At 60.6% G+C, this 23,940-nt stretch carries 25 protein-coding genes; 14 read left to right on the forward strand and 11 right to left on the reverse strand.

Annotated features, from left to right (window positions below; genetic code table 11):
* Positions 1-107 precede the first annotated feature (107 nt).
* The 5 genes from ABOC32_RS06600 to ABOC32_RS06620 all read left to right on the forward strand — a co-directional run bounded on the left by ABOC32_RS06600 (position 108) and on the right by ABOC32_RS06620 (position 4,437).
* Complete coding sequence (locus tag ABOC32_RS06600) at positions 108-1,076, forward strand: hypothetical protein (RefSeq protein WP_426810487.1); 969 nt, start codon at positions 108-110, stop codon at positions 1,074-1,076.
* 12 nt (positions 1,077-1,088) lie between these two features.
* Positions 1,089-1,883 carry a hypothetical protein gene (locus ABOC32_RS06605; RefSeq protein ID WP_426810488.1) on the forward strand — a complete coding sequence of 265 codons (795 nt, stop codon included), beginning with the start codon at positions 1,089-1,091 and terminating at the stop codon, positions 1,881-1,883.
* A gap of 287 nt (positions 1,884-2,170) precedes the next feature.
* Positions 2,171-2,974: a hypothetical protein gene (locus ABOC32_RS06610; protein ID WP_426810489.1), complete on the forward strand. Its 804-nt coding sequence runs from the start codon at positions 2,171-2,173 to the stop codon at positions 2,972-2,974.
* A 5-nt stretch (positions 2,975-2,979) separates the two neighbouring features.
* On the forward strand, positions 2,980-3,552 hold the full coding sequence (locus tag ABOC32_RS06615) for a hypothetical protein (RefSeq protein ID WP_426810490.1): 573 nt from the start codon (positions 2,980-2,982) through the stop codon (positions 3,550-3,552).
* A 36-nt stretch (positions 3,553-3,588) separates the two neighbouring features.
* Positions 3,589-4,437, forward strand: coding sequence for a hypothetical protein (locus ABOC32_RS06620; RefSeq protein ID WP_426810491.1), 849 nt, complete (start codon positions 3,589-3,591; stop codon positions 4,435-4,437).
* 91 nt (positions 4,438-4,528) lie between these two features.
* Here the strand turns inward: ABOC32_RS06620 and ABOC32_RS06625 are convergent, their stop codons facing one another.
* On the reverse strand, positions 4,529-4,882 hold the full coding sequence (locus tag ABOC32_RS06625; RefSeq protein ID WP_426810492.1) for a hypothetical protein: 354 nt from the start codon (positions 4,880-4,882) through the stop codon (positions 4,529-4,531).
* A gap of 10 nt (positions 4,883-4,892) precedes the next feature.
* Positions 4,893-5,495, reverse strand: coding sequence for a hypothetical protein (locus ABOC32_RS06630; protein ID WP_426810493.1), 603 nt, complete (start codon positions 5,493-5,495; stop codon positions 4,893-4,895).
* Positions 5,496-6,413: 918 nt separating this feature from the next.
* Here ABOC32_RS06630 and ABOC32_RS06635 point away from each other — a divergent pair.
* The 5 genes from ABOC32_RS06635 (at position 6,414) to ABOC32_RS06655 (ending at position 12,888) form a co-directional block, all read left to right on the forward strand.
* The gene (locus ABOC32_RS06635; protein ID WP_426810494.1) at positions 6,414-9,383 is read left to right on the forward strand and encodes a DotA/TraY family protein; all 2,970 of its coding nucleotides are present in this window, start codon (positions 6,414-6,416) and stop codon (positions 9,381-9,383) included.
* Between the two features lie 170 nt (positions 9,384-9,553).
* Positions 9,554-9,931, forward strand: a complete 378-nt coding sequence (locus ABOC32_RS06640; protein ID WP_426810495.1) for a hypothetical protein — start codon at positions 9,554-9,556, stop codon at positions 9,929-9,931.
* 93 nt (positions 9,932-10,024) lie between these two features.
* The gene (locus ABOC32_RS06645) at positions 10,025-10,477 is read left to right on the forward strand and encodes a hypothetical protein (protein WP_426810496.1); all 453 of its coding nucleotides are present in this window, start codon (positions 10,025-10,027) and stop codon (positions 10,475-10,477) included.
* Between the two features lie 59 nt (positions 10,478-10,536).
* Positions 10,537-12,327 (forward strand): phospholipase effector Tle1 domain-containing protein, encoded by a 1,791-nt coding sequence (locus tag ABOC32_RS06650; protein ID WP_426810497.1) that lies wholly within the window; start codon positions 10,537-10,539, stop codon positions 12,325-12,327.
* A gap of 126 nt (positions 12,328-12,453) precedes the next feature.
* Positions 12,454-12,888, forward strand: a complete 435-nt coding sequence (locus tag ABOC32_RS06655) for a hypothetical protein (protein WP_426810498.1) — start codon at positions 12,454-12,456, stop codon at positions 12,886-12,888.
* Between the two features lie 22 nt (positions 12,889-12,910).
* Here the strand turns inward: ABOC32_RS06655 and ABOC32_RS06660 are convergent, their stop codons facing one another.
* Together ABOC32_RS06660 and ABOC32_RS06665 are read right to left on the reverse strand one after the other, a co-directional pair.
* Entirely contained in the window at positions 12,911-14,164 is a 1,254-nt protein-coding gene (locus ABOC32_RS06660; RefSeq protein ID WP_426810499.1) for a DUF6685 family protein, read from the reverse strand.
* A 38-nt stretch (positions 14,165-14,202) separates the two neighbouring features.
* Positions 14,203-14,736, reverse strand: a complete 534-nt coding sequence (locus tag ABOC32_RS06665; protein ID WP_426810500.1) for a hypothetical protein — start codon at positions 14,734-14,736, stop codon at positions 14,203-14,205.
* 291 nt (positions 14,737-15,027) lie between these two features.
* Here ABOC32_RS06665 and ABOC32_RS06670 point away from each other — a divergent pair, with 291 nt between their 5' ends.
* Positions 15,028-15,519 (forward strand): hypothetical protein, encoded by a 492-nt coding sequence (locus ABOC32_RS06670; protein WP_426810501.1) that lies wholly within the window; start codon positions 15,028-15,030, stop codon positions 15,517-15,519.
* A complete protein-coding gene (locus ABOC32_RS06675; RefSeq protein ID WP_426810502.1) occupies positions 15,516-16,169 on the forward strand; it encodes an OmpA family protein in 654 nt (217 codons plus the stop codon). Before ABOC32_RS06670 ends, ABOC32_RS06675 begins: the two co-directional genes overlap by 4 nt.
* Before the next feature lie 23 nt (positions 16,170-16,192).
* Here the strand turns inward: ABOC32_RS06675 and ABOC32_RS06680 are convergent, their stop codons facing one another.
* Entirely contained in the window at positions 16,193-16,540 is a 348-nt protein-coding gene (locus ABOC32_RS06680; RefSeq protein WP_426810503.1) for a hypothetical protein, read from the reverse strand.
* Between the two features lie 114 nt (positions 16,541-16,654).
* Between ABOC32_RS06680 and ABOC32_RS06685 the strand changes: the two genes are divergently transcribed.
* Entirely contained in the window at positions 16,655-17,266 is a 612-nt protein-coding gene (locus ABOC32_RS06685; protein ID WP_426810504.1) for a hypothetical protein, read from the forward strand.
* An 85-nt stretch (positions 17,267-17,351) separates the two neighbouring features.
* Positions 17,352-18,158 (forward strand): hypothetical protein, encoded by an 807-nt coding sequence (locus ABOC32_RS06690; RefSeq protein ID WP_426810505.1) that lies wholly within the window; start codon positions 17,352-17,354, stop codon positions 18,156-18,158.
* A gap of 68 nt (positions 18,159-18,226) precedes the next feature.
* Here ABOC32_RS06690 and ABOC32_RS06695 read toward each other — a convergent pair whose 3' ends face one another.
* The 6 genes from ABOC32_RS06695 to ABOC32_RS06720 form a co-directional block, all read right to left on the reverse strand.
* Positions 18,227-18,679 carry a hypothetical protein gene (locus tag ABOC32_RS06695; protein WP_426810506.1) on the reverse strand — a complete coding sequence of 151 codons (453 nt, stop codon included), beginning with the start codon at positions 18,677-18,679 and terminating at the stop codon, positions 18,227-18,229.
* 15 nt (positions 18,680-18,694) lie between these two features.
* The gene (locus ABOC32_RS06700; RefSeq protein ID WP_426810507.1) at positions 18,695-19,120 is read right to left on the reverse strand and encodes a hypothetical protein; all 426 of its coding nucleotides are present in this window, start codon (positions 19,118-19,120) and stop codon (positions 18,695-18,697) included.
* Between the two features lie 90 nt (positions 19,121-19,210).
* Positions 19,211-20,575, reverse strand: coding sequence for a hypothetical protein (locus ABOC32_RS06705; protein WP_426810508.1), 1,365 nt, complete (start codon positions 20,573-20,575; stop codon positions 19,211-19,213).
* A 27-nt stretch (positions 20,576-20,602) separates the two neighbouring features.
* A complete protein-coding gene (locus ABOC32_RS06710; protein ID WP_426810509.1) occupies positions 20,603-21,739 on the reverse strand; it encodes a M23 family metallopeptidase in 1,137 nt (378 codons plus the stop codon).
* A 13-nt stretch (positions 21,740-21,752) separates the two neighbouring features.
* Entirely contained in the window at positions 21,753-22,928 is a 1,176-nt protein-coding gene (locus tag ABOC32_RS06715) for a hypothetical protein (RefSeq protein ID WP_426810510.1), read from the reverse strand.
* Between the two features lie 7 nt (positions 22,929-22,935).
* Positions 22,936-23,892 carry a hypothetical protein gene (locus tag ABOC32_RS06720; RefSeq protein WP_426810511.1) on the reverse strand — a complete coding sequence of 319 codons (957 nt, stop codon included), beginning with the start codon at positions 23,890-23,892 and terminating at the stop codon, positions 22,936-22,938.
* Positions 23,893-23,940 lie beyond the last annotated feature (48 nt).

Below are 23,940 nucleotides of genomic sequence, written 5' to 3' on the forward strand. Positions count from 1 at the left end.
AGCAAATGGCCATCTGACAAGATGGCCTTTTTTTGTTTTTTTGGTGCCTTTTTTTGCTTTTTTGTTAGAATACGGTCGTATTGGATTATTAATAAGGACGTCGAGCCATGAAAGGTGTGATTGCAAGACCCGTCGCCATGCTGGCGGCGCTTGCGGCGGGGGTTTCAGTCGCCCATGCCGCCCCGGCACAACCGGCGGACCTCTCTGCCTTCATCACCGCTCAAGGCGCCGCGCAGGTAAACCCTGGCCAGCAGGAGCTCGATGACCTGACCGCGCAGCGGGTATCGCGCTATGGGCGTATTGTCAGCGCCCGGCCGGTTGGTCTCGGCGGGCTGACCGCCTGGACTGTTGAGAAGAACGGCCACCAGGTGGTGCTTTTCAGTACACCGGATTCTGCTGTGCTGTTCACCGGCGTGGCCTGGAATGCCGAAACGGGCAGCAATATCTCCGATGCCTTCCTGCCTGGCGTCGCCCAGGCCGTCATCACGCCGCCTGCTGCTGCCCCGGTCGCGGCCGCACCAGATGCGCCGCAGATGTCAGCCGTTGAAGCGCCGAATGTGCGTGAAGCGGCAGCCATGGACGGCAACTTCAAAGGCGCGATCCCGGAGTCGATGAAAACCGTCGACTCCCTGGCAGGCATCAAGGAAGGCAAGGGCGGTATCGGCGATACCGTCTACATCATCATCGACCCGCGTTGCCCGTACTGCCGCCAAGCATACAACCTGACAAGGGCATACGCAGCGAAGGGCCACTCCATCAAGTGGATCCCGTCCGCGGCGCTGGGCAATCCGGCAGATGGCGTACCACTGGCCGCTACCATCCTGCAGACCAAGGACCAGGGGATGCTGGCGCGGGTGCTGGGCAAGCATGAGCAGGTCCGCTCCGAGGCATCGCCGGAAACCGTCGAGCAGCTAAGCACCAACCTGGCGTTTCTGTTCGCCGCTTTCGAACACAACGGCAAGGAACAGGCTGGTGTGCCCGCTGCATTCTTCATCGATCACCGTACAGGGAAGCCAAGGATGATGACCGGCCTTTCACAGGCGGTCGTGCTTGAAGACATCTTTGGAAAACTTTAAGGAGCAAAGTACATGAAAGCCAAAGCGCCGAACTTCGAGTTCGACCCCAGTCTGTGCATCTTTGGTTCGGGTGAACACCTGTTGGTGGTGTTCGACAGCCAAAGCCCCAATGACGCACAGCGGGCGACCCGTACCGTGCGTATCGCCAGGGCCTTCCAGCAGCTGTCGCTGGTAGTGGCCGGCTTCGACGCGGCCGAAGACGATGGGCATCAGCGGGTCCTCAGTGGCAGCGTCAGCCTGGCGATCGAGGGGGATGCCGGGGTGCAGGCCTGTCACGAGCTGGCGGCCCTGCAGCTGGTGTTCCATGCCGAGGCAGACCGCAAGGGTGCGCTCACCCATATCGAGCCTGCGCTGGTTGCCTACAAGGTGCGCCAGGCCCTTTCGGAATGCCTGAACGAGGCCCTGAATGACTACTTCCAGCGCGAAGAAGCTGAACGGTCGGCTGCGCATGCCGAGGTTGTGCGCCCGGCTCCGATGACTGCTCCACAGTATCAGGGTGCAGCGCCACAGCCTTCGCGCAAGGCCCTGCGCGAGCAGGCCGCAAGCAACGCCGAGCGCCAGGCCAGGTCGCGCCGGCGCAAGACCGCAATGGCCTGGCTGGTTCCGCCTTTGGTGGTAGTTGCGGTCATGGCGACCATGTCTCATCTTGCTTCCTCGCAGTCGCCGATTGAAAATGCTGTCGCGCAGCAGATGGCGAACGACCCAGAGTCGATCAAGGCACAGGTGGAGCTGACCAAGCAGACCCTGCAGTCCATGGGGCTTGATCCCGGTCAGGGCGGTGACATTGGGTGCCTGGCGCCGCAATGATTGCCATTGCTTCCTGCTTCACGGATGGGGTATGCCTTTCGCTGGTTTGCGGGCGCGTAGAATGGCGGGGAACCCTCTCGCGTCGCCCGAATGCTGCCTTGCGGTGCCGAAGGAGGATCTTTTCCAGGATTGGAGAATGAGAGCGGGCCGGCCCACGAAGCCTGGCGCTGCTGTTCTGCCCGAGCGCAGTGTTCATGCCTGCGCAGGCACTTTAAGACTATTTTGGATTGGAAATCTTAGGTACGTATATGCGACCAGCGAATGAAGTTAAAGACGGGGCCAAGTTATTGTCCCTTGCCCAGGGCCTGAGGTCGCTGCTGGTCCCCTCGCCAGATGTACTGGCCGACACCGTCAAGGAGTTGCACCCGTTGGTCAACCTGTCCGACAAGGTGCTGCCGTTGAAGTCGTATTTCAACATGGTCCAGGATATCCAGCGGGCCAAGCATACCCAGGCTGCCATGCGCGCTGCCGACGAGCCGCTTAGCCGCGAGGCCATTCACCAGGGCGTGTCGCGCAAGCTCTGTACCGAAGATATCTTCATGGTTGCCTGTTCATTCCTGGAAGTGGAGATCGCCAAGCAAGGCTCGGTGTACTACCTGAGCGGCGAATCACCGGATTTCAAGGAAACCAAGAAGAACCGAAACCCGCTCGACTTGTCGGATGAGGTCGTATTGAAGAACCTCTCCAGTGGCCTGGCGCGCCCGGACACTGATCGTGGGGCTGTGGAGCGCGGGCAGATCGACAGCGGGTTCAACCACCTCGTGCGGCTGAACCAGTTGCATAACCTGATGGTGGAGTCGGTGCGGTTGATGAAGGCGGACGAGCGCCTGACCAAGGTCGATATTCGCAAGAAATTCAACATTTCGCACACGGATTACGAGCGCATGATGTCGATGGCGCGGCGTTCCGGACTGATTTCGTTCCGCAACCGCAAGAAGGATCCGTCCAACTCCTACACGTTGCGCAATGACAACCATGAGCGGGTGTCGGAGCACGCCAAGAATTTTGGCCACACGCCGCAGAAGATGCTGAACAAGATTCTGGATGACTTCTTCGGAATGCTGGAAAAACGCAAAAAGCACGAGGATTGATTTACATGGAGATCCAGGGCCATAAGGACGTCGGGCCGGCAATGAGTGCTGAGGAGCGGGCCCGTGTATCGCGGGCGGCCAGGCAGGTGGTGGCATATGCCAATTTTCTGCGCTGGACGGCGAACTTCAAGCGGGACGAAGTGCTGCGCCATCCTGAACACGACCGTGTGATATTTCTCTCGCCCATGCAAAGTGGGCGTTTCAGCTTTGCCCTGGAGGGCGACACCCTGTATGTGGGTGTCCAGCCATTCGAGGCTGCATGGGCTTCTTGCATGCCTTTCGAGGCTGCCTATCTTTCTGACCGGCTGTATCTGTCGGTCGAGGGCGTGAACTTCATGGATTCGCGCATGCCACCGCTGGCGCTGGGCATTTTCGTCGACGAGGGTGAAAAACGTGCGCTCATGGCCGCTGCCCGTTTCGTTCAGCTCATGCAGGTGTCAGTTCGTGACGGCTACGTGGTCGAGGTAGGGGAGCTGTGTGGCGAACCTGTCGAGATGCGCCCGGGTGACGTGGTGCGCCAGCTGCGCGAGACCCGCCAGGCGAAGGTGCAGCAGCAGGACATGGGGCGGTTCTTCTGATGCGCTCAAGCAGACTTTTCAAGTAAGGATACGTGCATGACCAAGTGTAAACTCATCCTGCCCGTGCTGGCCGCCGTGGCAATGGCGGGCTGTGTCACGACCGAGCAGATGCCGGACGGGACGACCAAGATACGTTTCTCGGACGAAGCGGTCAGCTCGCTGACTTCGATGATGCCCAATGGCCTCGTGACCGGTGTTGCTGGTGGGGCAGGTAGCCGCGGGCTGGACCTGGTACCGACCAAGAACCCTCTTGGCAATGGGCAGTACCTGTATTTCAACGGGCAGTATGACTACACCTGCGCGTCCGCGTTGCTGTACAGCGCCAAATCTGGCAAAGAGCTGGATCCCAATGTCAACGAAGGGTGCCGTGACCGTTACTTCCAGCGGCAACTGGCGCTGAAAACTGCGGGCAAGCCCTACGACAGGGCGGCACCTGCTTATGATGCAGACAATCCGCCCGATGCGTACTGGGCCAGGTTGAAAGGCCAGACGGTTGCTCAGTTGGCGGCCACGCAGCAGTTCCCCACACGTTTTGGTGGTCTCCCGCGCGTCGATCGCAACGGTAACATCACGATCAGCGTAGGCTTCATGGGGGTGGGCGGTGGGCAACATGTGGCTTTGACTACCACGCCTCAGCGCATCCCGGTTGTCATGGAAGATGCAGGGTTTGCTGCGCAGATGCGCACGCAGGCGGCCAAGCAGAACACCGAGATTGGCGACTGGACAACGTGTGATGCCGTACTTGCCTACAGTTCGGTCGTCGACAGAGGCGCGCGCCCGGCCAATATCGCGCCTGGTGACTATATGCAGTATGTGGTGCGCTTCACCGTATCATCGCTTTCGTGCAAGGATGCCTTGCACGGGTACAAGAGCGCTTCGCGCTAAGCAGTGCAGTGGTGCCCGGCCCCCCTCAGGGCCGGCTGCTTTTTTTCCCAGGGTTCGGGTCGGCTGAAGGCAGGCGATTCGGGGCGGGGTATTACGGCGCCGCATTCCAGATATCGTCAGCCGCTGCCGCCGACTCGTCGATGCCGGCCGCATGCGCGTCGGCCGCGTTTAGCCAGTTCTGGCTAAGGTGCGCCTGCTGAGGCGCGTGCTCATGGGCGAACTCGCGTTGCAGGATGGACGCTTCGATGCTGCTGAGCAGCGTTGGCGAGGCAGCACCGTATTCTGCGAGCAGTGCTCGCGAAGCCTCCGGCGCAAGCTGATTGATCGCACCGCGCAACTCCTGACCGTATTCGGCCAGTACCGGCTGCTTGGCAATGACGATTTCCGCCGATTGTGACGGGAATACGGAGGCTGTGAAGCTCTGGAAATCCTGGGCAGTCGGCATGGTCTCGTCCTTACATACTGTAGTCGTTGAGGTCCTCGCTGCGCGACAGCGACAGCGATGGCTTGGCGTAGCGGGCGAATGTCTTGTCCAGCTCGGCAGCCAGATAGGCCTGTTCGCTCTGGCGCAGCGCTTGTTTCATGAAGTCGCCGTCAGAGGCCACTGACACGACCTGGTCCCGCAGGCTGCCCAGCAGCCCTTCTCGATCCGCTCGGGAGCCTGGGGTGTTGTCGATCGCATCGATGGCACGGGTCAGTGACTGGCGCAGGCCGGACTCTGCATGGGGCTTTTCGGTTGGGGTGGCAACTTCAAAGGCAATGGCGCTGACCACGGCGCCATGAATCGCCGTGAACGCATTGGCTTCGGCTGCCCTGCTTTGCATGATCCGGTCGGAACGCAGGGTGTGGGGCGGCGTGCTGCGCAGCCATGCCGACTCATGTTCGGCAAGCGTGTCGATCGTCTGCCGGACTTTCTGGCCGTCAGGGCCCTCGCGCAGCGCCGCTTGCGCTACGTTCTCAAAGCTGATTGCCGGGTTGCCCGAGGCCTCTATGGCTCTCGCCCGCATTAACCCGGCACCGATCACGAATCGGCTGGCATCACGTATTGATAACTGCATCTATGTCCATCATTTATTCACAGGGCTTGAACGCGCCCAACCAGTCGGCATTCAGCATCGTCTGCTGCCCTGCGCGGCTCGCCGTACATACGTCGCGTAGGCTGGGCGGATATCAACTGATTCTCCGCTGACGTGCTGGATAAACCCTTGCGAACCCTAGGGGTTCATCTACTCGATTGACCTTAGCATTTTTGCTTTCGCATTTCTTGGGCGTGCACCGAAATCATCGTTTTTTTGGTTACTTTAGGTATCCCCGTCGAGCCGGTCGAAGTGGCTGCCAGTCCAGCACCGCAATTCCCGCACTGCCACCACACCCAGTGTGGCTAAACCGCCCGTAAAACAGCCTTTTGGTCAGTTTTTGGCGCCGTCTCGACCCTGCTTCTGCACGTGTAGCGCAACGACGCCATTCAGTGCGGTATTTGGCAAAAAATGCGCGATGTCGTCCTTTTGGCGCCTGAAAACCGTCTGCCAAACCTATGAAAGCAGTATCTGAAGAATGATCCACTACACAGCAGGTGTTTTCCGCATATTGCGAAGGTTATCACGCTAATTCGGTAGTTTATCCATCCTTTGATGGCTAAATGCCAATATTTACACGACTTTACATTTTCTGCCCGTCGGGTACCGCCATCCGCATTTTCAGGTAGCTAGCATCCTGTCATCAGCGCTTGTTAGTTTTCTTTCATAACAATATTTTGATAATTAGACGATTTCTGGTTTAAGATTACCGCGCTTTCGCTATCCTGACAGTGATGCTGCACGGGTAGCGCCAGGGCCAGGGCTCGCAGGCATGCCTGTGCCCTGTGGCTTGCCGGGTTGGATGACAACCCGCTTCAAGGACGACGGAGCATTCCAAGGGAATTCGTCGCGAACGATTCAGATCAACCGTCCGCAACTCGATTCAGGTAGGTATTCACAATGGCTCAAATGCCGTTTTCACCGTGCAGCGACCCCAGCAACTGCTCCGATCAGTCGGTCCAGATGCTGGGCAGAATTTTCGGGCCAGTGATCGATAGCCTGGTCGCAGGTACTGACCCTAACGCTGTGGAAGCCGGTGCGAACATCCTTGCCACCATGTTCAGCTTCTTCAACAGCGGCATCCTGATCATCGGCTCGCTGATCGTCTCGTATGTGGCAGTGATGGGCGTAACCAACACGGCCAACGACGGGGAGGCAATGGGCAAGAGTTGGTCGTCCTTGTGGACGCCGGTGCGGATCGTGGCAGGCGGTGCCGTATTGCTGCCGACTACCAGCGGCTACTCGTTCATCCAGTTGATCGTCCTGATGTTCGCCCTCTGGGGCATCGGCTTTGCCAACGGCACCTACAAGGCCGGCATGGCGATTGGCGTGCTGTCATCGGACGGGATCGTTCAAGGTGTCAACCAGGCGGGTAACTTCTACGGCTTGCGTGACTTTGCGCGGCAATACGTTGCTGTTTCCTACTGCGCCAGGGCGGCAAACGCCATCTACGCCAACAGTGGGTCTGGCAGCCAGCCCGCTGTCCAGTCCAAGAGCACGAGCCTGGGTAACGGGGAGGTCGAGCAGGTCTACGACAAGCAGACGTTGGTCGATGGGCGTACCGAATACACGTTTTTCCTCAAGGATCGCAATGCGGTAACCAACCTGGGCGGTGGTGAGCCGTTCTGCGGTACCGTGAAGCTGTCTACCTACGCGGCACAGGCCAAGGACGACCCCATTCCCCAAGCGCTGGAGAAGGTGCATGAACAAACTCAACTTGCGAAAGTGAAAGCGGCCGGCAAGTTGATGGGCGAGCTGGACAAGTGGGTCAACTCATGGCCAGCGACCATCAATGATCCTGGATGGGACAAGGTCGATTCAAACCGTTTCAATACCATTGTCAAGACGCAGGAAGACCAGATTGCGACGAACCTCGTCAAGGAGGTCACTGACGGCCAGGGCGACGTTGACGGTGGCTTGAAGGACTTTCTGGATACGCTCACGAAAGATGGCTGGGCTGCGGCTGGAGGCTGGTTCCAGCGAGTCGGCATGGTGCGAGGGCAGATAGCCAACGTGCTTGCCGAACCGGTGGGCTCGGTGGGGGCGCCATCCCTTGCGGGGCTGCCGTCGGATGCGCGTTTCTCGTTGCTCAGCAACAGCCTCACCACTGTGACTGAGGCAATCGACAAGAAGGCTGAAGAGAAAGAGGCGTACACCGGTGCAAAGGCCGCCAAGGCTGATGATCTGGCGAGCCTCATCCCCAAGGACCCGCAAAGCAATATCAACGTAGGGTCATTGAGGGCGGACATGGACAGCAAGATGTCCTCGTTCGTCAACGGCATGATGCAGAACGTGGTCGAGCTTGCCACGGGTGCGGGCAGTAACGGGCAGACGCCACTGTGTGGCACGGCGGGGCAGATGGGCGGCTCGCTCAACCGCATGAAGTGCGTGGGTGATTATCTCAGTGTTGCCCGCGGCGGCATACTGCTCGCCGATGTTGCCATCAAGAGTGCCGCGACGACGGTACGGGTGCTGGCCGGTACTATTTCCTCGGTCAAGGCGCTGGGGAACGGGCTGGATCTCGACAAGATTGTCATCCCGCTGTGGGACTGGGTCATGGAGGTGCCAGTCAAGCAGCTTGCGCTGCTGGCAAGCTATATCGAACCTCTGGCCTTCTACTTTGGCGTATTCCTTCCCAGCTTGCCCTATACGCTGTTCATGATCGTGTTCGTCGGTTGGGTGCTCGCCGTGCTGCAATCCATCATTGCTGCCCCGCTATGGGCCGTGATGCACATGACCCCGGACCGGACGTTCGTGGGTTCGCAAACCCAGGGCTACCTGTTGCTGCTGTCGCTGTTCGCTCGCCCGGCACTGGCCGTTCTGGGGTTGTTTGCCGCGATATTGGTATCCGACCCTGTGATCGACTACATAGCGCAGGGCTTCTTCGCCATGCGGGGGGCGGTGGTGTCTTCGAGCGGTGGCGTTGGGGTCATTGCCGAGTTCCTGACCTTTGCCTGGTGGTTCATGGTGTTCGGCCTGACACTTCTGCCCGTGCTGTACATGATCTTCGGTCTGCCTCAGACCTTGCCTGACGAGGTGCTGAGGTGGATCGGCGGCGGCCTCGGCAGCATGGGTGAAACGAGCGCAACCGCAGAAATGCGTGGTGGCGTCGCCTCTGTGGGCTCGAAGGTGCAAGGTAGTGGCTCGGGCATGCGCCTGGGCGGGGGACAGAAGAGACTGACACCCCCGGATGGCAACTCTCCTGATGGCGGCCCCGAGGGTGGTGGGCCGAGAGGGGGTGGGCCGCGCGGTGGGCCCGGGGGCAAGACGCCGCTGCTCAGCGCGAACGGTCAGGGTGCGGGCGGTGCAAGCCAGGGCAGCGGTGCCAAGGGTGAGACTGCCTCGACTGACAATCGCACCCTCGGCGAGAAGCGCAGCGAAGCGGCTGGTGTCGCCCTCGGGCGTGCGGTCGCCGGGGGTACCGCTGCAACAGGCAGGGCCATGCGTGGCGCGGGCAGTGCAGCATTGTCTGCGGGGCGGTCTGGCGTGGAGTCTATGCGTAACTCTCGTTCCGCGTCCCTGGGTGGCCGGTTGCGTGACGCTGTATCGGCTGGCGCGCTGTCTGCAGGTGCGGGTTTAGCCGCTACTGCAAGTGCCGCCGGGACCGATTACAAGCAAGCCTTTTCGACAGCGATGTCGGAAGGCAAGGCGGCCTACCATGAAGGTGCAGACGCCCGAATCGACGCGTTCAAGGCCTCGCTGAAAGGTGGGGGGGCACCTGCCGGTAGCGACACGGCCCAGGAGCAGCCAGCCTCGTCAGATGGGGGTGCAGAGAATTCTGCGAGCCAGAATCACGCGTTCAACGACGCTGCGCTTCCAGCCGGAAGCAACTCGGCAGGCGGCAAAGACGGCGATGACGAAGGCCGGTGAACAACAGCGCTGTCATGCCGCACATGGCTTGGCGCTGAACGGCTGGAACAATGGTCTGGCAATTTGCCAGTGTGGGCGGAATTTTACCCGCCCCAGGTTGTCTTGGACGGTAACGCGCAATCGTGTGCGTATCTTGATACCTGACTCGGATCGCTTGGCGGAGGCTTGGCATGGATGACAATCAACTGGAAGAGCAGCTTCGACGGCTTCTGACCGGCCTGGCAGACCAGGCCATCGTGCGTGGTGAGCAGTTTATCTACGATGGTGGTGAACTCTACGCGGACGACGTGGCGGAAATCGGGCTGGTTGCCGTGCTGTGCATTGCCCAGGCGCTGTCCGAGCGCGCCGGGTTGGGCGGGTTTGGTTATCAGTTCCAGCTGGCAGCACCGGCCAACCCGATCTTTCCGATCCATGCAAGCCCTCCGCAGGTGCTGCCGGACTTTTTCAGGGTGGCGCCGTTTGTGTCTGCGGTTTTTCACAGTGAAGTGCTGAATGCCAGGCAGGATCTGAGCCTGCTCTACCATGCTGCTGTGCTGCGATTGCAGTAAGTAACCGGAACGTGTTGTTCGGTGTTTGGCCAGGTATTGGACAATATCAACAGGTCGCAAGCGCTTTTCCACATTTCGCGCAAGGATGTTTTTATGCACGACGAAGACAGTTCAAATGAAGGGTATGGCCCAGCCGTCGAGTTGCCGCCTGGTGTGTTTCCGCCGATGGCGGGCTACACCATCGGAGAGCTTCTGGCGGTAGCCAATGCCCCGTTCGAGGCATTGCTGGAAAACCACGATATCGACCCTGGGCTGATTCGTGAAACGGTGATTGCGCTGGCCCAGCACTTGTACGCGGCACTCGAAAGAGAGGACGCCCAGTACCAGATTGCCACGTGGTATCAAAAGCCCTATGACCAGCCTGGGAAGCGCCAGCGCAGCATCGAGATCATCGCAGAGCAATTCGGCGTCATCACCCTGAAGGCGACGGCTGAATCTTTGAAGGGATCACCGTTGCTCGGCCTGGGCAAGGCGTTCTACCTGAGCCTTGTCGATGCAGCCGGGCAGGCCATAAAGACGCATATTCTGAAGTTGAATCAAGGCTGATGTCGGCAGTTTGTTCATAGGGATATGAAGTGAATAATACAGTTTATTTTAGTGTCTACATGGATGGCACCGATAACAACAAGGACAGGGATACGCCGCTCGGTGGCCATACCAATGTGGCCAGGCTTTATGAATACGACACCGCACACGGTACCAACCTTGCCTTCAACTCCAGCGCGGCGCCCGGCACGTATGGCCCTGGCGGCCTTACTGGTCAGTCGGAGAAAATTTATCTTGATGGGGTGGGGAGCCAGAAGGGTAATACGCCAATCGCCTTGATCGAGCGAGGTACAGGGCGCGGCAGCCAGAACCGGATCGAGCAGGCCTATGATGCCTTCGTCACGTTCTGCAACAAGAACCCTGATCTGAACATTGAATTGAATGTGATCGGCTTCAGTCGAGGGGCGGCGCAGGCCCGTGCTTTTACCAACGAGGTGATCGACCGTGGCGTGCCCAGGCTCGACAGCCAGTGGAAGGCCACGGACGATTACCTGATCCCGCCTGGCCAGGCTGAAATCAACAAGCTTGCCATTTTTGACACGGTTGCCTCGTACGGCATTCCTACTACTGAAAGCCACGTCAGGAAAAACCTGGAGATCAGCAAGAACGTCAGGTCCACCACACACCTGGTGGCGATGCATGAATACCGTGCGACATTCCCCCTGACCAGCGCGCTGCGCAATGACGACAACTCGCGCATCGAAGAGGTCAAGTTTGCAGGGGCCCATTCGCAGGTGGGGGGTGGCTATCGTAATGACTTGCTGGCCGCTGGCCCGCTGGCATTCATGTATGACCGCCTCAAGTCGGCAGGCGTGGAGTTGGGGGCTTTTCCGGCCAAAGAGCTCGAACGTATCGAGCAATACAATGCATTGATAAAAGACCCTGAGCGCTTGCAGGATGCTTTGATTGACTCTCGGTTGCTCAAGGGTAATGAAGCATTCAAGCGGGAAGCGGATGGGTCTTACACCCGTATCAATAACCGGCCGTTTCCTGCTGAGAGCGGCACATGGAATTTTATCGGGTGGGAAACCGCGATCGGGTTTCTGGCATGGCAACAAAAACCATTCGACCATCCAGTGGCCGGTCGTAAAGTCATTTTCGAAAATGATCGCACGCTCGCTGCTCCTCTCATCCAGCAAATAGGCAGGCATGTGGGGCAGACGTTGGCAGGGTGGAACAGCAAGGTCAGCAACCCTTCGTCCCTGCCGGATAACCCTTCAGAAAGCATGGCTAGCACCATGGCGCTGATCGGTGACGACTTTGATGCCAATGCTGCCGAGTCGCGCAAGCAAGTGGCAGAGCTCTCGTCATTGCTCGCGGGCTCAAAGCCTGAGGTCGAACATATCCAGCGTCTGGCCCTGAAGGAAGTTCCCGTGCCCGGCGCGAGCGCGTCGGCGAAGTATGCAGTGCTTCGGGTCGACCCCGAAGGTTCTTCTGCCTTCGCTGACCTGGGCTTTGGCTACGAGGCCGCCCGCATTGTTGCCGATGCCGGTGATTTCACCCGCAATCGAGGATCGCTGAGTGTCGATGACCCGATCGCGCTCCATGATACCAATGGCAATGTGGTGGGCAGCCTGGAGGCTGTGCATGAGGCGCCGACATTCGCGGGTGAGCGCGGATTCCTGGTCGCGATAGACATACAGGACGTGGCGCCGGGTGCGCAGGCGGGGTTCATTCGCGATGGTCTCACTCAGGTTGCGCAATGGATTGTCGAACGGCCGGAAGGCAGCTTGAAGGACGAGTACGAAATTGCCGGGGCAGATGGCAGGCCACGGGTTCGTGCCATGGTTGACTGCCCTGTTGTGCCCGAGCAGCAGCGAACCGTTACCTGGGAGGCCCCAGAGCCCTGAGTGAGTCAAGGCTGTTACGCAATACGGGCGATGGCAAACACTGCAGTAACGCTTTTTGCAACCTGCTTGCTTAGAATGCACCTGTTGCCGGCGAGGGTCGGCCAGTCAATCGGTAAGGGTTAGAAGATGAAAATCCACAAATACCAGCCAGGCAGCTTCATCGAGGTTGATGACATGGCGGGTGGTCGCCGTGTGGGTATGGTCTGCAAGGACGGCGTGACGTTTTGGGATTTGCTCGATGCCGAGCGCTGCACGCCGCTGACGATTCATCCTTCAATGAATCCGCAGGCACTGGGTACCTTGGTCCAGTTCAGTCAAGACAAGGGCTTGGCCAGCGCGACCCAGGCGCTGGTCGGTCACCTGCAGGCAGCCGGGGATCCGCGGCTGAATGCTGACCCGCTGTTCGTAATGCGTGCGCTGTGGTTTGTGGCACAGAAGGCTGCCGGGGCTGGCGGTGCTGCTGATGAGGCAACCCTGCTGTGGGCTTGCGAGCAGGCCAGTGCCCAGGAGCAATCCGCTGCCCGTATTCATCAACTGGCTGGGCAGTATTGCGCTGACTGAGAAGGCGACGCTTGCCCCGCAGTCAGTCGGGGCTTGGTGCGTCAGGCGTAGAAAGGTTGGCCAGTTGGCGCTCATGAAGCGCCGCGTAGCCATCGACTGTGGCGCGCAGTGTTTGCAGTGAATGCCTGGCAACGGCGCCGGGGCTATGTTGGGCGAGTGCTTCGTACACACTTTGGGCGTCGAGCTGGTGCACGCCGAAGGCTTCATCCAGGGTGGCCTGCTCCACGGTTTGCCAGTCCACTTGTGTCGCCAGCTCGTCGTGCAGGGCCGCTGCCGCGTGTTTGCCGAAGAGGTGTGCCACGCCGGCTTTTGCTTCCAGCCCTGGCAGGGCCTCAATGCGCGCGCGCATCTTTTCCTGGCGCGCCCGGCGCTGCGCAGCCGCATCCGGCGACGCCAGTTCAATCAGCATTTCACCGACATTGGTAAAGCCTTCGCTGGCGAAGATTTGCGCCACCTTGCGTGAGCGTGCTTCCTCTCTGGGCAGGAAGAGCGCCATACCCTTGTCGTACGGCTGCGGCAGGTCGCCCCAATAGTGAGTGGCCTTGAAGTCACGCAAGGCATCGAGTGCCTCAGTGAAGAACACGTCCTTGTTCACGGCATAGACGGCGTACGCCTCGTTCAGTTGCGAGGCGGCCTCGGCATCAAGGCCGTTGCGCACCAGGCGACCCTGTAGCGCAACCGGCTGTTGCAACTGCGTGGCGATATGCCGGGCGGCGACGAAGTGGTGCGAGCCGCCGCTGTTGGCCAGGTACAGGCCATCATCCCAGTCGTAGCGCACCATGAAGTCGTTGCCGCCATGCACGATGCCGATCTCCGGCCAGCGCAAGTTCTGCGCAAGCCCCTCCTGGCTCAAGTCGCGAGTGAATGCCTGGCAGGCCTGCTCTGCCATCTGCTGCAGGGAGAAAAACCTGTACAGCTCGGATTTGGAGGCGGACAGGCCGGTTACATCACGGATGTCACAGGTAAATTCATGCAGGGTTTCGGTCTTGCCCAGCCGCGCCAGTGCGGTGATCTGCCGATGTTCGCTCTGGTAGTGGCCGTCGCTTGCGCGCCAGCCCCTGACTTCACCGTCCTGTTCGCTGCCTTGGCCGAAACCGATACGCTGTGACCACTCATGCCAGCGCACCACGCTCGATGAGGCGATGACGGCGGCGGTGTCATCCACCCGCATGCGCAAGGTGGGGGTGTCGGCGATGACCCGGCGTAAACGGGCAGGGATGCCCAGGTCGTCCTTGACCGTTTCCAGAAACTTTGCAGCCAGTGTCCTGAAGCTCATGGCGTGACTCCCTTCAGCCCTTACACGCTCGCGTGGCGTTACTGCGTGGCGCGCTGCACTGCGTCCGCTGCCTTGCGGGCTGTGCTCTTGATGGTCTTCACCACGGTACGCATGTCGTACGAGCAGCTGATGTAGGTATCGTTGCCATCCTCATACAGCCACAGGTCGTGGTTACCGACTTCTTTCTTGTACTGGCCAAACTCGTTCTGGGGAATGTCGGCCAGCTTGGCCACCGCCTGGATACTTTCGCCGGTGAATGCCCCGGAGTAGGTGTCGAAGTCACCTTCGCCATTGGAGCCTGGGTGCATTGAAAGCTTGGTCACGGCGCGGCCGAAAACGTCGAGCGGGTTCGGCACGGTGTACTCGCCGTCGGACAGGTCCGAGGCCTGCACGATGGCCTTGCCGTTGGCGGCCTTGACCAGCGCCTCGAATTGCTCAGGGGAAACGTTGCGCTTGCAGGTCAGGGCCTGAGTGATGCGTGCATTGGCTTCGGCCTGATCGATCTTCGCGGCGTATGCCGGCGTGCAAGCGAGCGAAACCAACAGAGGCAGGGCGAGTTGCAGGGCTTTCATGCGTCAGATCCTTCTGGGTGACAGAATTCTATCAATTAAGGTTGTTAGAAAAACGTTTTTTGCATGCCTTGAGTGTGCGCTACGCTGTGCGCCCGGTCAAGTGAGTCGGCGTGCGTGGCGAAGACTCAAACCTTGACGGCAAAAGCCTTCAAATTCATACTCACCATCAATATCAACATTTTTCTAACAAGTCGTTTTGACAAATGACAGGGTGTTGGACGTTGGCTAAAGCGCAGCGAGGGTTGACCTGAACCTGGCCGCGCGGTCGACCCTTACAAGGAGTTTCCAGGCATGTCCTACGCAGTACCTCCCCTTGCCGTGGCGCCGGGCTTCAGGGCAGTGGGCGATCGTCGCGCAGCCCTGTGGCTGCTTTCGGTGCCCCTGCTGGTAGCGTTGGTCGCTTTCGCCATCGCGGTGGTTGCAACCCTGATGGGTGAAATGGCCCAGGGGTCACCGCGCTTCTACGCCGCCGCACTGTCCTATTCAGCACTGTTGCTGAGCGTCATGTTGCTGCCTGCCTACCTGCTCAGCCTGAGCTGGTATGCATGGTGGACGCGTGAGCGCGACCATCGCCGACTGCGCCTTGGCCTCTGGCTGGCACCGCTGGTGGGGCTGCTGTTCGCCTGGTTTCCGGCCACGCTGGTTCCCGGGCTTCAGCCGCTGGGTCAGGATGCAATGGACCCGCTGCGTACCTATTTCCTGGCAGGCATCCTTGTATTGCTGCTGGGGTATGCCTGGTCGGCCATCGTTTTCGTGATCCTGCGATATTGGAGAGATGTATGAGCACCCCCGTTTTCACCCCTCGCAGGTTGCTGCCGCTGGTAATGGCCGCCTTCTCGGTGGCACTTGCACCGAAGGCTTTCGCCGGGTTCGAGCTGGTGGAAAGCCCCGCCGCGACGGTGCCCTATGTAGCACCCTCGGCGCCAGGGCAAAACACCGCACAAATGCAGCAGACCATCAACGCGCTGAACAGCGAGATCCAGAGCTTGCGGGTTCGGCTGGCCGCAGCCGAAGCCGACGCCAATGGCAGCCGCCAGGAGCTTTTGGCAATCAGGGCGAGGCAGGAGCAGATCCAGTCTTCGATCAACCACATGACGCTCAATTTTGCCTTCGGCCACTCACGCTTCAGCCCCAGCGCCGAGGATGGCGATGTGCTGGTGCGCTCGGCGCAGGACGCGCTGCAGGTGAAGATCGTCGGCTTTACCGACAATGTGGGCACGGTGGATGCGAATCGCCGGGTCGCCTTGCTAAGGGCGCAGGCGGCGAAGATGTACCTGGTTCGGCGGGGCGTGGCAGCGGCGAAAATCAGCGCCGAGGGGCAGGAGGGCGACTACATCGCCGCGAATGACACCCCCGGTGGCCGTGCAGCCAATCGCCGGGTTGAGTTCGAGTTTTTCGGTCAGTACCAGGCGAGCACGGCCCTCGCACGCTAAGCGGCAAGGGCCGCGCCGTCGGGTCAGGCCTGCAGGCGCATGTTGTCGAGGAACAAGCGTGCCTCGGCGGCGGCAGCGATGGTGGCGTCGGCAGGCGCCTCCCAGGCTACCCCGTTGTAACGCAGGCTGTAGCTCTCGCGGCAGGGGTGAAAGCCGATATGCGCCCAGTCGATGTCTTCATTGCCCACCCACTCGCCGAGGATCTCCGACCTGTCTGCGCCGGTGGCCCGTCGCTTTTCGATCTGCCCGACCACATTGGCAAACAGGCAGAGGTTTTCCAAGTCGATGCTGACTGCGGCGGGACCGATGTTCAGCACGCCACCGTCATTGCCCGGTGCGGGATGAAATGCACAGTGAAACTGATGGGTCATTGGTACATCCTTGAAGTTTGGGCTGCAAACATACAAAACACGAACGACTGAGGTTTTGGACCTGGCAGCAGGTTGAAGTTCAGTCTAGTCGAGCCGTTGCGCGGGAGTGGGACCATGTATTCGTTGTATGAACTTGAGGCTTTCGTGGCGCAGGCCATCAGTGGGGATGTTCTCGCCCAGGCGGGGGGCGGCTTCGTCAGCGTGATGGCCAAGAGTGCACCGGCCATCCAGAAGGACATTCCGGCAGCTTTCGAGATGTACACGCTGCTGGAGCATTTCCTCAAGTCGCTGCCCATTCGCCAGGCAACGATCGGCTATGGCGCGCAAATGCTCGATCTTGAGCCGGGCATTGTCGTTGATCATGACGGGCACAAGGTCGTTGCCCTGTTGCCGATCCAGGCCGGCCAGCTTGGCGAGGTGGCCTTCTGGCTGGCTGATGCGCTGCCCAGCCGGGAAGTCAAAACCCTGCCTGGTATGCTTGCGTTGGTGTTCAGCGTGGAAACCCACGAAGATATAAAACACTTGCTGCCCGAATGGGTGGCTGCTTTTTATGTCCAAGGCCAGGCAAGGCACTGTGTACCGATCCTGGCGCTGAAGTCGGTGCTGGAGGACAAGCATTTCGGTGGCGATTGGGTAGCGGTTGCGCTGCATCGGCTGGCCAGCTTTGCCTTGCCTCAGGCCGACGCCCAGCAAGCAGCTGGGAGCGAGGTCAAGACCACGGGTTGAACCCGGTCGACAGTATCGGGTTTGGCATTCACCAGAATCTAGCGGCGCATGTTCCGGGGCCGCGCCGATCAGGGGAGACGGCGAGATGGACGATAACTGGGCTGCACGCAAGGGCAACATGAGCCTGGATGGCGGCTACAACGGCTCTGTTCAGCAGGCCATTGCCAACCTCCATGTAGGCCGCGACCAGGGGCGGCAGGAAGGGCGGCAGGAGGGCTATCAGGAGGGCTACCAGGAAGGCAGGGGGCGTGGCCGCCAGGAGGGCTTCAGGAAAGGTCGCTCCCAAGGCTATTCGGAAGGCTGGAATGCCGGCGTGGCGCGTGCAAACGAAAAGATGGAGCCACTGCGTGGGTATGTTCGGCAGTATTTTGAAGAAACCGTGCAGCTCAGGGGCGAAACGGAGCGTCTGCGCGAACTGATCCAGCTGATGCACGGGCAGATGTCACAGATGGCGCAAGCGGTCCGCACACCGGCAGGCCAGGGTGAGCGCGAGTCAGGCCTCGCCGAGGAGGTCGTCGCGCTCAGGGAGGCCAACCGGTTGCTGCACGCCACCATTGAAGCGATGGAGACGCAGTTCCAGTCCACCTTTGCCCAGTCCGGCCTGAAGACGCAGCAGTACCACCGAACCCTGGTTTTCGCGCATGCGGCGCAGGGGGTGCTGGAAGAGCTGGTTGGCGAGGACACACCTGATGCGCATTTGATACGTGAGCGTTTCGTGGCGCGCTATCAGCAGGAGGTCGAGCTGGGTTTGCGCGAGGGAGACATACAGCTAGCCCCGGAACTGGATGAGGCGTTCGGCAAACAGCTGCCGGAAATGCAGCGGTTCATCCTGGGCATGCTGCAGCCGGCAGCGCCGCGCCCGGATGCTGACGATTCTGCCCCGACGCCTTGAATGACATGCGCCAACCGAGGTCGGCTGCATCGCACCCAAGACCGCGCCTGCAGGCATTGCACCGGTGGCTATGGGTTCGGCTGATCCGTTGGCGGGGCCCCCGGTGGCGGGTAGGGTGATTCGTGGCCTGGGTTGGCGGGGTTGCCGTCTGGCGTGCCGGGGTTTGCTGAAGCCGGGTCCTCGACAGGAACACAGACCAGGGCAGTGCGCACCTGGGCGGGGTATTGCTGCGTCTCGTAGCCATAGGCGGGCGGCTGGCGCATTTCCGGTGCCTGGCACGTCCCTTCTACCACGCCCTGGCGAGGGGTAGAGAAATCACAACGCTCGCCTTCGTAGCGGTTCGAGCACGAACGGTAAGCCGAAACCGGCGTTACCTGCTTGGGTACCGGCACGTAGATGGTGGTATTGCGCGGTAGCTCGCGCCATTGCTCCTCGGCCGCTGCGGGGGCTTGCTGGGCATGGGCCGCGCCCGCCAGTGCCAACGCGCTGAATGTCAGCATGAGTGACAGGGTCGGTTTCACAGGCACCTCCAGGCATCACATGCCAGGCTCGTAGTCCGAGCCGCTGCGGTTCTTTGGCACAGGGTCGCTGTGGTCCAGGCCGGCATTCACTTCCACGCCGCGCTCTTTCATCTCACTGATCATGTACTCATAGCCGACCATGAAGTGGGCCAGGTCGTAGCCTGGGTCGGCTTCCTTGATCCTGGAGGTTAGCTCGACGATTTCCAGCTTCACCGGGTCAGGCGTCTCGTCGGTATCCCAGTTGGTCGAGCTGGCTTCGAGTTTGTTCAGGTGGAAGGACTGGCTAAAGGGTTTGCCTTCCACCGTGATGTCCTTGGACAGCTTTTCATACAGGTTCCGGCCACCCAGGCCTTCTTCCAGCTTGCCGTCGATCACGCGCAGGAAATCCAGGTGGGCTTGCGGCGTGGCGGTGATTTCTTTCCAGCTGCTGTACTCGGTCATTCCGTTCTCCTTGCTTGGATAATTACGTGCGCCTTCATGGCTCCATCTGGGCACCGGCTGAGTTGCGGGCGGGTGTTCTGGACGGCTGCCTCAAGGGGTGAAGTCATTGCCCTGTGAAGGGCCCGAAGGCTTGCCGCGAACCAGGCTGACGATGCCTTGCACCATTTCCTTCAGGCGTTCGCCAATGCGCTGCATCACATCTCTCAGGCGCTCCAGGTGCGATTGCGTTTCGCCCTCGAAAGCCGGCGTGTTGCCCGCATTGCGGTGCATGCTTTCGCTGGAGCTTTCCAGCCGGTTCTTCAGTTTGTCGTAGTGCGGGTTGTCTTCGGTTTCCGGGTTCAGCAGTTCTTCCTGGGCGCGACCATACTGCCGGGCCCAGCCGGTGAGGGCCTTGTCCATGGCTTTTTTGCTGTTCTGGGCGTCGGCGGACTCGCCTACGGCCTCGACGAATTTTTCGTGCAGGTCGGTGTATTCGCCGTCGGGTTTCATCTTCTCGATCACTTCGGGAACGCTCAGGCCGGTTTGCTCGGCGCGGGTTTCGATCTGCTCGCGTACCTGAGGCATATTCCCCGCGTTCCAGAAGGCCGCGTGGGCTTTCTCGTAGTTGTTCGCGGCCTTTTCAACCTGATCGACCCGGTACTCGGAAAGGCGCGGCAACACCTGCACGCGTCCGATCATTTCGTCCGCCGAGCCGGGCTCTACCGACGTGCTGTGTTTTTCTGCTGTGGCCGATTGCGCCGAGGGCACCTGTGCATCCTGAGTTTGCCCGTCCCGGCGCAGGGCGCTGGCCAGGGCGCTCGCGCCCTTGCCGATACCCTGCATGGCGGCGCCGGTGAGCGAGGCTACGCCCCCTACGAGCTCGGCACCGCCCCTGAGCAGGGATTCGGCACCGCTGGCTTCCCGCGGGTGCTGTGGCTCCTGCTCCGCGGGTTCTGCGGGCCTGGGTGGTTCTGCAGCGTTGCTCGCGTTGGTATCGAGAAGGGCTGCGTTGATGCGCCGAACTTCATCAGGGTCGAGGGAGGACCCTTTGGGTTTCACCTCTCCGGCAACCTTCATGATGGCGTCAAATGCGCTGGGGTCGATATCTGGCGCAGCGCTTGGCGACGGCCTGGCCTGCAGGGCAGTCGCATCGATCGAATGCACGCTCCAGCTACCTTGTGCCGACTGTGCGCTGCCTGCTTCGGCGCCCCCTTGGTAATCCAGTTGCACGGGTTTGCCGACGGCAGGCGCGGTTTCGCGCATGGCCTGTTCGAGGCCTGCCCCCCACAGGGTCTGTTGGCCGGCAGGTGTTTGCAGGGTCACGTAATAGCTACCCTGGTTGGCAGGGTCATTTTGATAGGGTGCTGCGCCATGATGGACCAGGATGCCTGCATAACTCCGCCCTGGCCGGGCTGTTTGCCCGGCAGCAGAATCAGCGACGGCTTGATCAGGCTTATCGAGTTCTTTGGGTTCCATCTGTGTTTACCTTTCGTGGGCGCCGCGTTATTCAATGGATCTGGAAACAGCTCCTCTTTGGGCTCGCTGCTGGGCCCTGTCGGTCTGCATCCGTTGACCTGCCAATTTCTGCGACGCGTAAACGGCAAGCAATGCTTCAACTTTTTCCTTCTTGCGATAAATCGCTTCCGACAAATAATTGCCGACACCGACCGCCCGGTTGTAGTCGACCCACAGGGCTCGGCTGGAAACATGGGTGATACTGTTGTTCCATTCGGCATCGCTGAAGCGCCGGGAGGCTTCGGTCGCCAGCATTTCTGAAACCGACATGGTGTCGTAACCACCGATCGGAGCGGTGGGCAAGGCACCATAGCCATCAGCGTCGGACAAGTACATCGCGGGCGTCTTGCCATCCGCTTCGGCCAGCGCTGCATCGGCGTTGGCTGCTGCCACCTGGACAGGCTCAGCCGTGGAGTCTGGCGCAACCCCGCCCGAAGGTACATTACCGAAAAGGATCTGGTGCTGCGCCTTGGTGTCCTTGCCGAGGATTGGGTAATGCTCGGGATGACCATCCTGAATGGCGTAAGTTTGGCAGAAATAGGGGGCCGGGTCAGTCTTCCAGCCAATGTCAACCTGCGGCTTGACCAAGGGGGAAGGCAACTGCGCCGGGTTGAAGGGCCCCCGGTGAGCATTTTCCTGGAACGCCTTGGCCCTGGCGTCGTCTTTTTTCGTGGTGCCGTAGGTGAAGTGCAAGTGTTTCGCCATGCTCGTGCTGGGGGTGTTGCCTGACAGGCCCAGCTGCTGCCCCGGCTTGACCGTGACGCCCTGCTTGATGCCGTTGGCGAAGCCGCTGAGGTGGTAGTAGGCGACGATATCGCCATTGGCCCGCTGGATCAGTATCGCATTACCCGCAGACCTTCGAGAGCCAGCGAAGGTGATCTTGCCCTCGGTGGTGGCGTACACCGGTTGCGATGTACCGCTGGTGGAAAAGTCCAGGCCATCGTGCATGTGCGCCTTCTGGTTGGCCGAGCCATGGTTGGCCGCGCCGCCGCCCCGGAACTTGCCGAAACGACCGGAAACAATTTCCTTGTCGGTGGGGGACACCATGCAGGTGTCCGCAATGGCGACGTGGGCACACGTCAGCAGGCTCAGGCCGGCGAGGCCACGCAAGATCACTCTGTTCATCCCTTGCGCTCCGTCACTGCACGCTCTGCTGCACGTTCTGCCTGGCGGCCTTTGCCGCTGCCTGGCTGGTCTGGGTTTGCGCACCCGCGGCCGTTACAGACATGGACACCAGCGAAGCGAGTTGGGCTTCCATGCTTTCGTACTGCCGGTATTGTTTTTCCTGGATGGCCAGGTCCAGCGCCTTGATCTTCAAAATCTCGACCAGCGCACCTCGTTCGTTCTGTGCGGACATGACCCGGGCCCAGCTGTCATATTGAGGGGTGTTTCCCGAATAGCGCTTGACCTCGGTGCGAAAGTGCACGGCCAGTGGCAGGTCGGTGCCTGTTTCCTTGCCTTCCACGCCGGAATAGTCGAGCTGGATGGCCTTGAGGCTGGCAAGTGCCGGCGACACCAGCGCATCCTTGCGGGCCTTGGAGAGCGCGTAGTCTTCGGTGGCGGCGGATTTGCCCGCCGATGCCGGCACCGGGCCGTCCGGCAGGCCGGCCACATTGTTGACGAACCCGACTTTCGCCTGATACAGCGGCTCGTTCTCCATGGTGGGTTCGAACAAGGTGGCCACGGTCAGGTCGGCGCCCGGCAGCGAGCCGACCGATTCGCACATGCCTGAATCTGTCTGGTCCTGGGTGCAGAACTGCTTGCGTGCCTTGACCAGTGCAGCCTGGGCGCTGATGGGCTCGGCGTAGGTGCCTGGTGCAGCCACGATCTCGGACTTGACCCGCTGGCGCACCTCGGTGCCCATGTCGGCATCGCGGGCACTGATCAGCGTACGCGTCGCGTACACCGAGCAAGGCGAATAGCCTTGGCCGAATTCGCCACCGTAGTCGAAGCGTGACTGCTTGACCCGCTGGGTCTGGGCCAGCACCTTGAGCCCCGTCGCCGTTTGCTGGGCGGCATTGTGCCCTGCTTCTGCGATCTGGTTTGCCGCCAGGGCTTTCTGCTTGGTCAGGATCGCGATGGCCGAGGTCAGGCGCTGGCTCTCGGTTTCAAGCAGAGCCGACAGCGAAGCATCCACCCCGGACACCAGGCCGTTGAGTGACTGGGTGGCGGCAGTGAATGCCGGCGCTACGGTGGTTTCCTGATACTGGGGCGGGCAATAGGCCCAAGCCAGCGTAGAGGTCAGCACAAGCGAAGCACCCAGCGAAACCTTCCATTTGCGCGCTTCACGCGCTTCGTCGAAATCCTTTTTCATGGGCACCTCACTGTACCGACTGCGCTGCTGTTTCAGACAATACTTTCTGGTAGCGCGCTTCCAGCGGGGCCTCCAGGCCGTCAGCGGAGGCGATTACCAGCGTTGCCAGGTTGGCGAGCAGCCGTTGGTTCTGCTCGTACTGCTGCTGATGAATCCAGACTTCGAGGCCGCCCATCTTGGCAGCCTCCACCAGCAGCCCGCGTTGGGTCTGGCGTGCCAGGTTGCCCGACCATTCCTGCGCTTCCTTGCCACCGAAGTACTGGTTCACCCGCAGCTTGAGCACTTCATTGGGTGATTTGCCGCCGAACGCGTTGCTGCGGGTGTTGGCTGCGTTGATCATCGACAGGCTGTAGGCGGGTACAGACAGCATCGAGTCCTTGCGGTTTTTCTGCACCATGTAGGTTTCGCCGGCGGGCGAAGCGCCGGCTGCCTTGGCCAGGGCTTCGTCCGGCGCGCCCATCACGTGCTGGATGTAGGCGGTACGCGCTTCGGTAGCCAGCGAATCGGCATCCGCGGCTTCGAACAGCAGGGCGGCGTTGGTGTCACCACCGGGTAGCGCGCTGAGCGTGCACAGCCCGGCGTCTGCCTCTGCGGCGGTACAGAACTTGGCGCGGTGCTCTTGCAGGCGTTGCTGCATCGCCTGGCCCGTGGAGGCCACCAGGCGGCCTGGGGAGGCATCCAGCTCACCCACAGCTGCCTTGGCCTTGGCTGCCATGCTGGTGAATGCGATGTCCATCGACTTGTTCTTGATCACGGTGCCGCAAGGGTCGAAACCTTGGCCGGTCGCTGCGTTGAAGTCGAGGTAGGCCTTGGTCGCGGCCGCGTTCTGTTGCTGCGCGCGGCTGGCGTTGATCAGTTGCTCGGCGGTTTGCCTGCTGTTGTCCGCGACCACACTCGCTGACAGTGCCTCTTGCTTGGTGGCTATGGCCACAGCCGAGATGATCTGCTCGAACTTCCTGGTCATCTGAGTACCGAAGGTCGTGCCGAACGAAGTGATGTTGGCGCCCACGGA

The organism is Pseudomonas sp. WOUb67 (genome assembly GCF_050058005.1).
Classification (GTDB): Bacteria; Pseudomonadota; Gammaproteobacteria; order Pseudomonadales; family Pseudomonadaceae; genus Aquipseudomonas; species Aquipseudomonas putida_R.

Coding starts and splice junctions, on each gene's coding strand:
- ABOC32_RS06680 (WP_426810503.1), bottom strand. CDS start 16,540: ATGACCCATCAGTTTCACTGTGCATTTCATCCCGCACCGGGCAATGAC.
- ABOC32_RS06650 (WP_426810497.1), top strand. CDS start 10,537: ATGGATGGCACCGATAACAACAAGGACAGGGATACGCCGCTCGGTGGC.
- ABOC32_RS06670 (WP_426810501.1), top strand. CDS start 15,028: ATGTCCTACGCAGTACCTCCCCTTGCCGTGGCGCCGGGCTTCAGGGCA.
- ABOC32_RS06715 (WP_426810510.1), bottom strand. CDS start 22,928: ATGAAAAAGGATTTCGACGAAGCGCGTGAAGCGCGCAAATGGAAGGTT.
- ABOC32_RS06615 (WP_426810490.1), top strand. CDS start 2,980: ATGGAGATCCAGGGCCATAAGGACGTCGGGCCGGCAATGAGTGCTGAG.
- ABOC32_RS06660 (WP_426810499.1), bottom strand. CDS start 14,164: ATGAGCTTCAGGACACTGGCTGCAAAGTTTCTGGAAACGGTCAAGGAC.
- ABOC32_RS06700 (WP_426810507.1), bottom strand. CDS start 19,120: ATGACCGAGTACAGCAGCTGGAAAGAAATCACCGCCACGCCGCAAGCC.
- ABOC32_RS06620 (WP_426810491.1), top strand. CDS start 3,589: ATGACCAAGTGTAAACTCATCCTGCCCGTGCTGGCCGCCGTGGCAATG.
- ABOC32_RS06665 (WP_426810500.1), bottom strand. CDS start 14,736: ATGAAAGCCCTGCAACTCGCCCTGCCTCTGTTGGTTTCGCTCGCTTGC.
- ABOC32_RS06675 (WP_426810502.1), top strand. CDS start 15,516: ATGAGCACCCCCGTTTTCACCCCTCGCAGGTTGCTGCCGCTGGTAATG.
- ABOC32_RS06605 (WP_426810488.1), top strand. CDS start 1,089: ATGAAAGCCAAAGCGCCGAACTTCGAGTTCGACCCCAGTCTGTGCATC.
- ABOC32_RS06710 (WP_426810509.1), bottom strand. CDS start 21,739: ATGAACAGAGTGATCTTGCGTGGCCTCGCCGGCCTGAGCCTGCTGACG.
- ABOC32_RS06630 (WP_426810493.1), bottom strand. CDS start 5,495: ATGCAGTTATCAATACGTGATGCCAGCCGATTCGTGATCGGTGCCGGG.
- ABOC32_RS06640 (WP_426810495.1), top strand. CDS start 9,554: ATGGATGACAATCAACTGGAAGAGCAGCTTCGACGGCTTCTGACCGGC.
- ABOC32_RS06645 (WP_426810496.1), top strand. CDS start 10,025: ATGCACGACGAAGACAGTTCAAATGAAGGGTATGGCCCAGCCGTCGAG.
- ABOC32_RS06690 (WP_426810505.1), top strand. CDS start 17,352: ATGGACGATAACTGGGCTGCACGCAAGGGCAACATGAGCCTGGATGGC.
- ABOC32_RS06600 (WP_426810487.1), top strand. CDS start 108: ATGAAAGGTGTGATTGCAAGACCCGTCGCCATGCTGGCGGCGCTTGCG.
- ABOC32_RS06655 (WP_426810498.1), top strand. CDS start 12,454: ATGAAAATCCACAAATACCAGCCAGGCAGCTTCATCGAGGTTGATGAC.
- ABOC32_RS06685 (WP_426810504.1), top strand. CDS start 16,655: ATGTATTCGTTGTATGAACTTGAGGCTTTCGTGGCGCAGGCCATCAGT.
- ABOC32_RS06705 (WP_426810508.1), bottom strand. CDS start 20,575: ATGGAACCCAAAGAACTCGATAAGCCTGATCAAGCCGTCGCTGATTCT.
- ABOC32_RS06720 (WP_426810511.1), bottom strand. CDS start 23,892: ATGACCAGGAAGTTCGAGCAGATCATCTCGGCTGTGGCCATAGCCACC.
- ABOC32_RS06635 (WP_426810494.1), top strand. CDS start 6,414: ATGGCTCAAATGCCGTTTTCACCGTGCAGCGACCCCAGCAACTGCTCC.
- ABOC32_RS06625 (WP_426810492.1), bottom strand. CDS start 4,882: ATGCCGACTGCCCAGGATTTCCAGAGCTTCACAGCCTCCGTATTCCCG.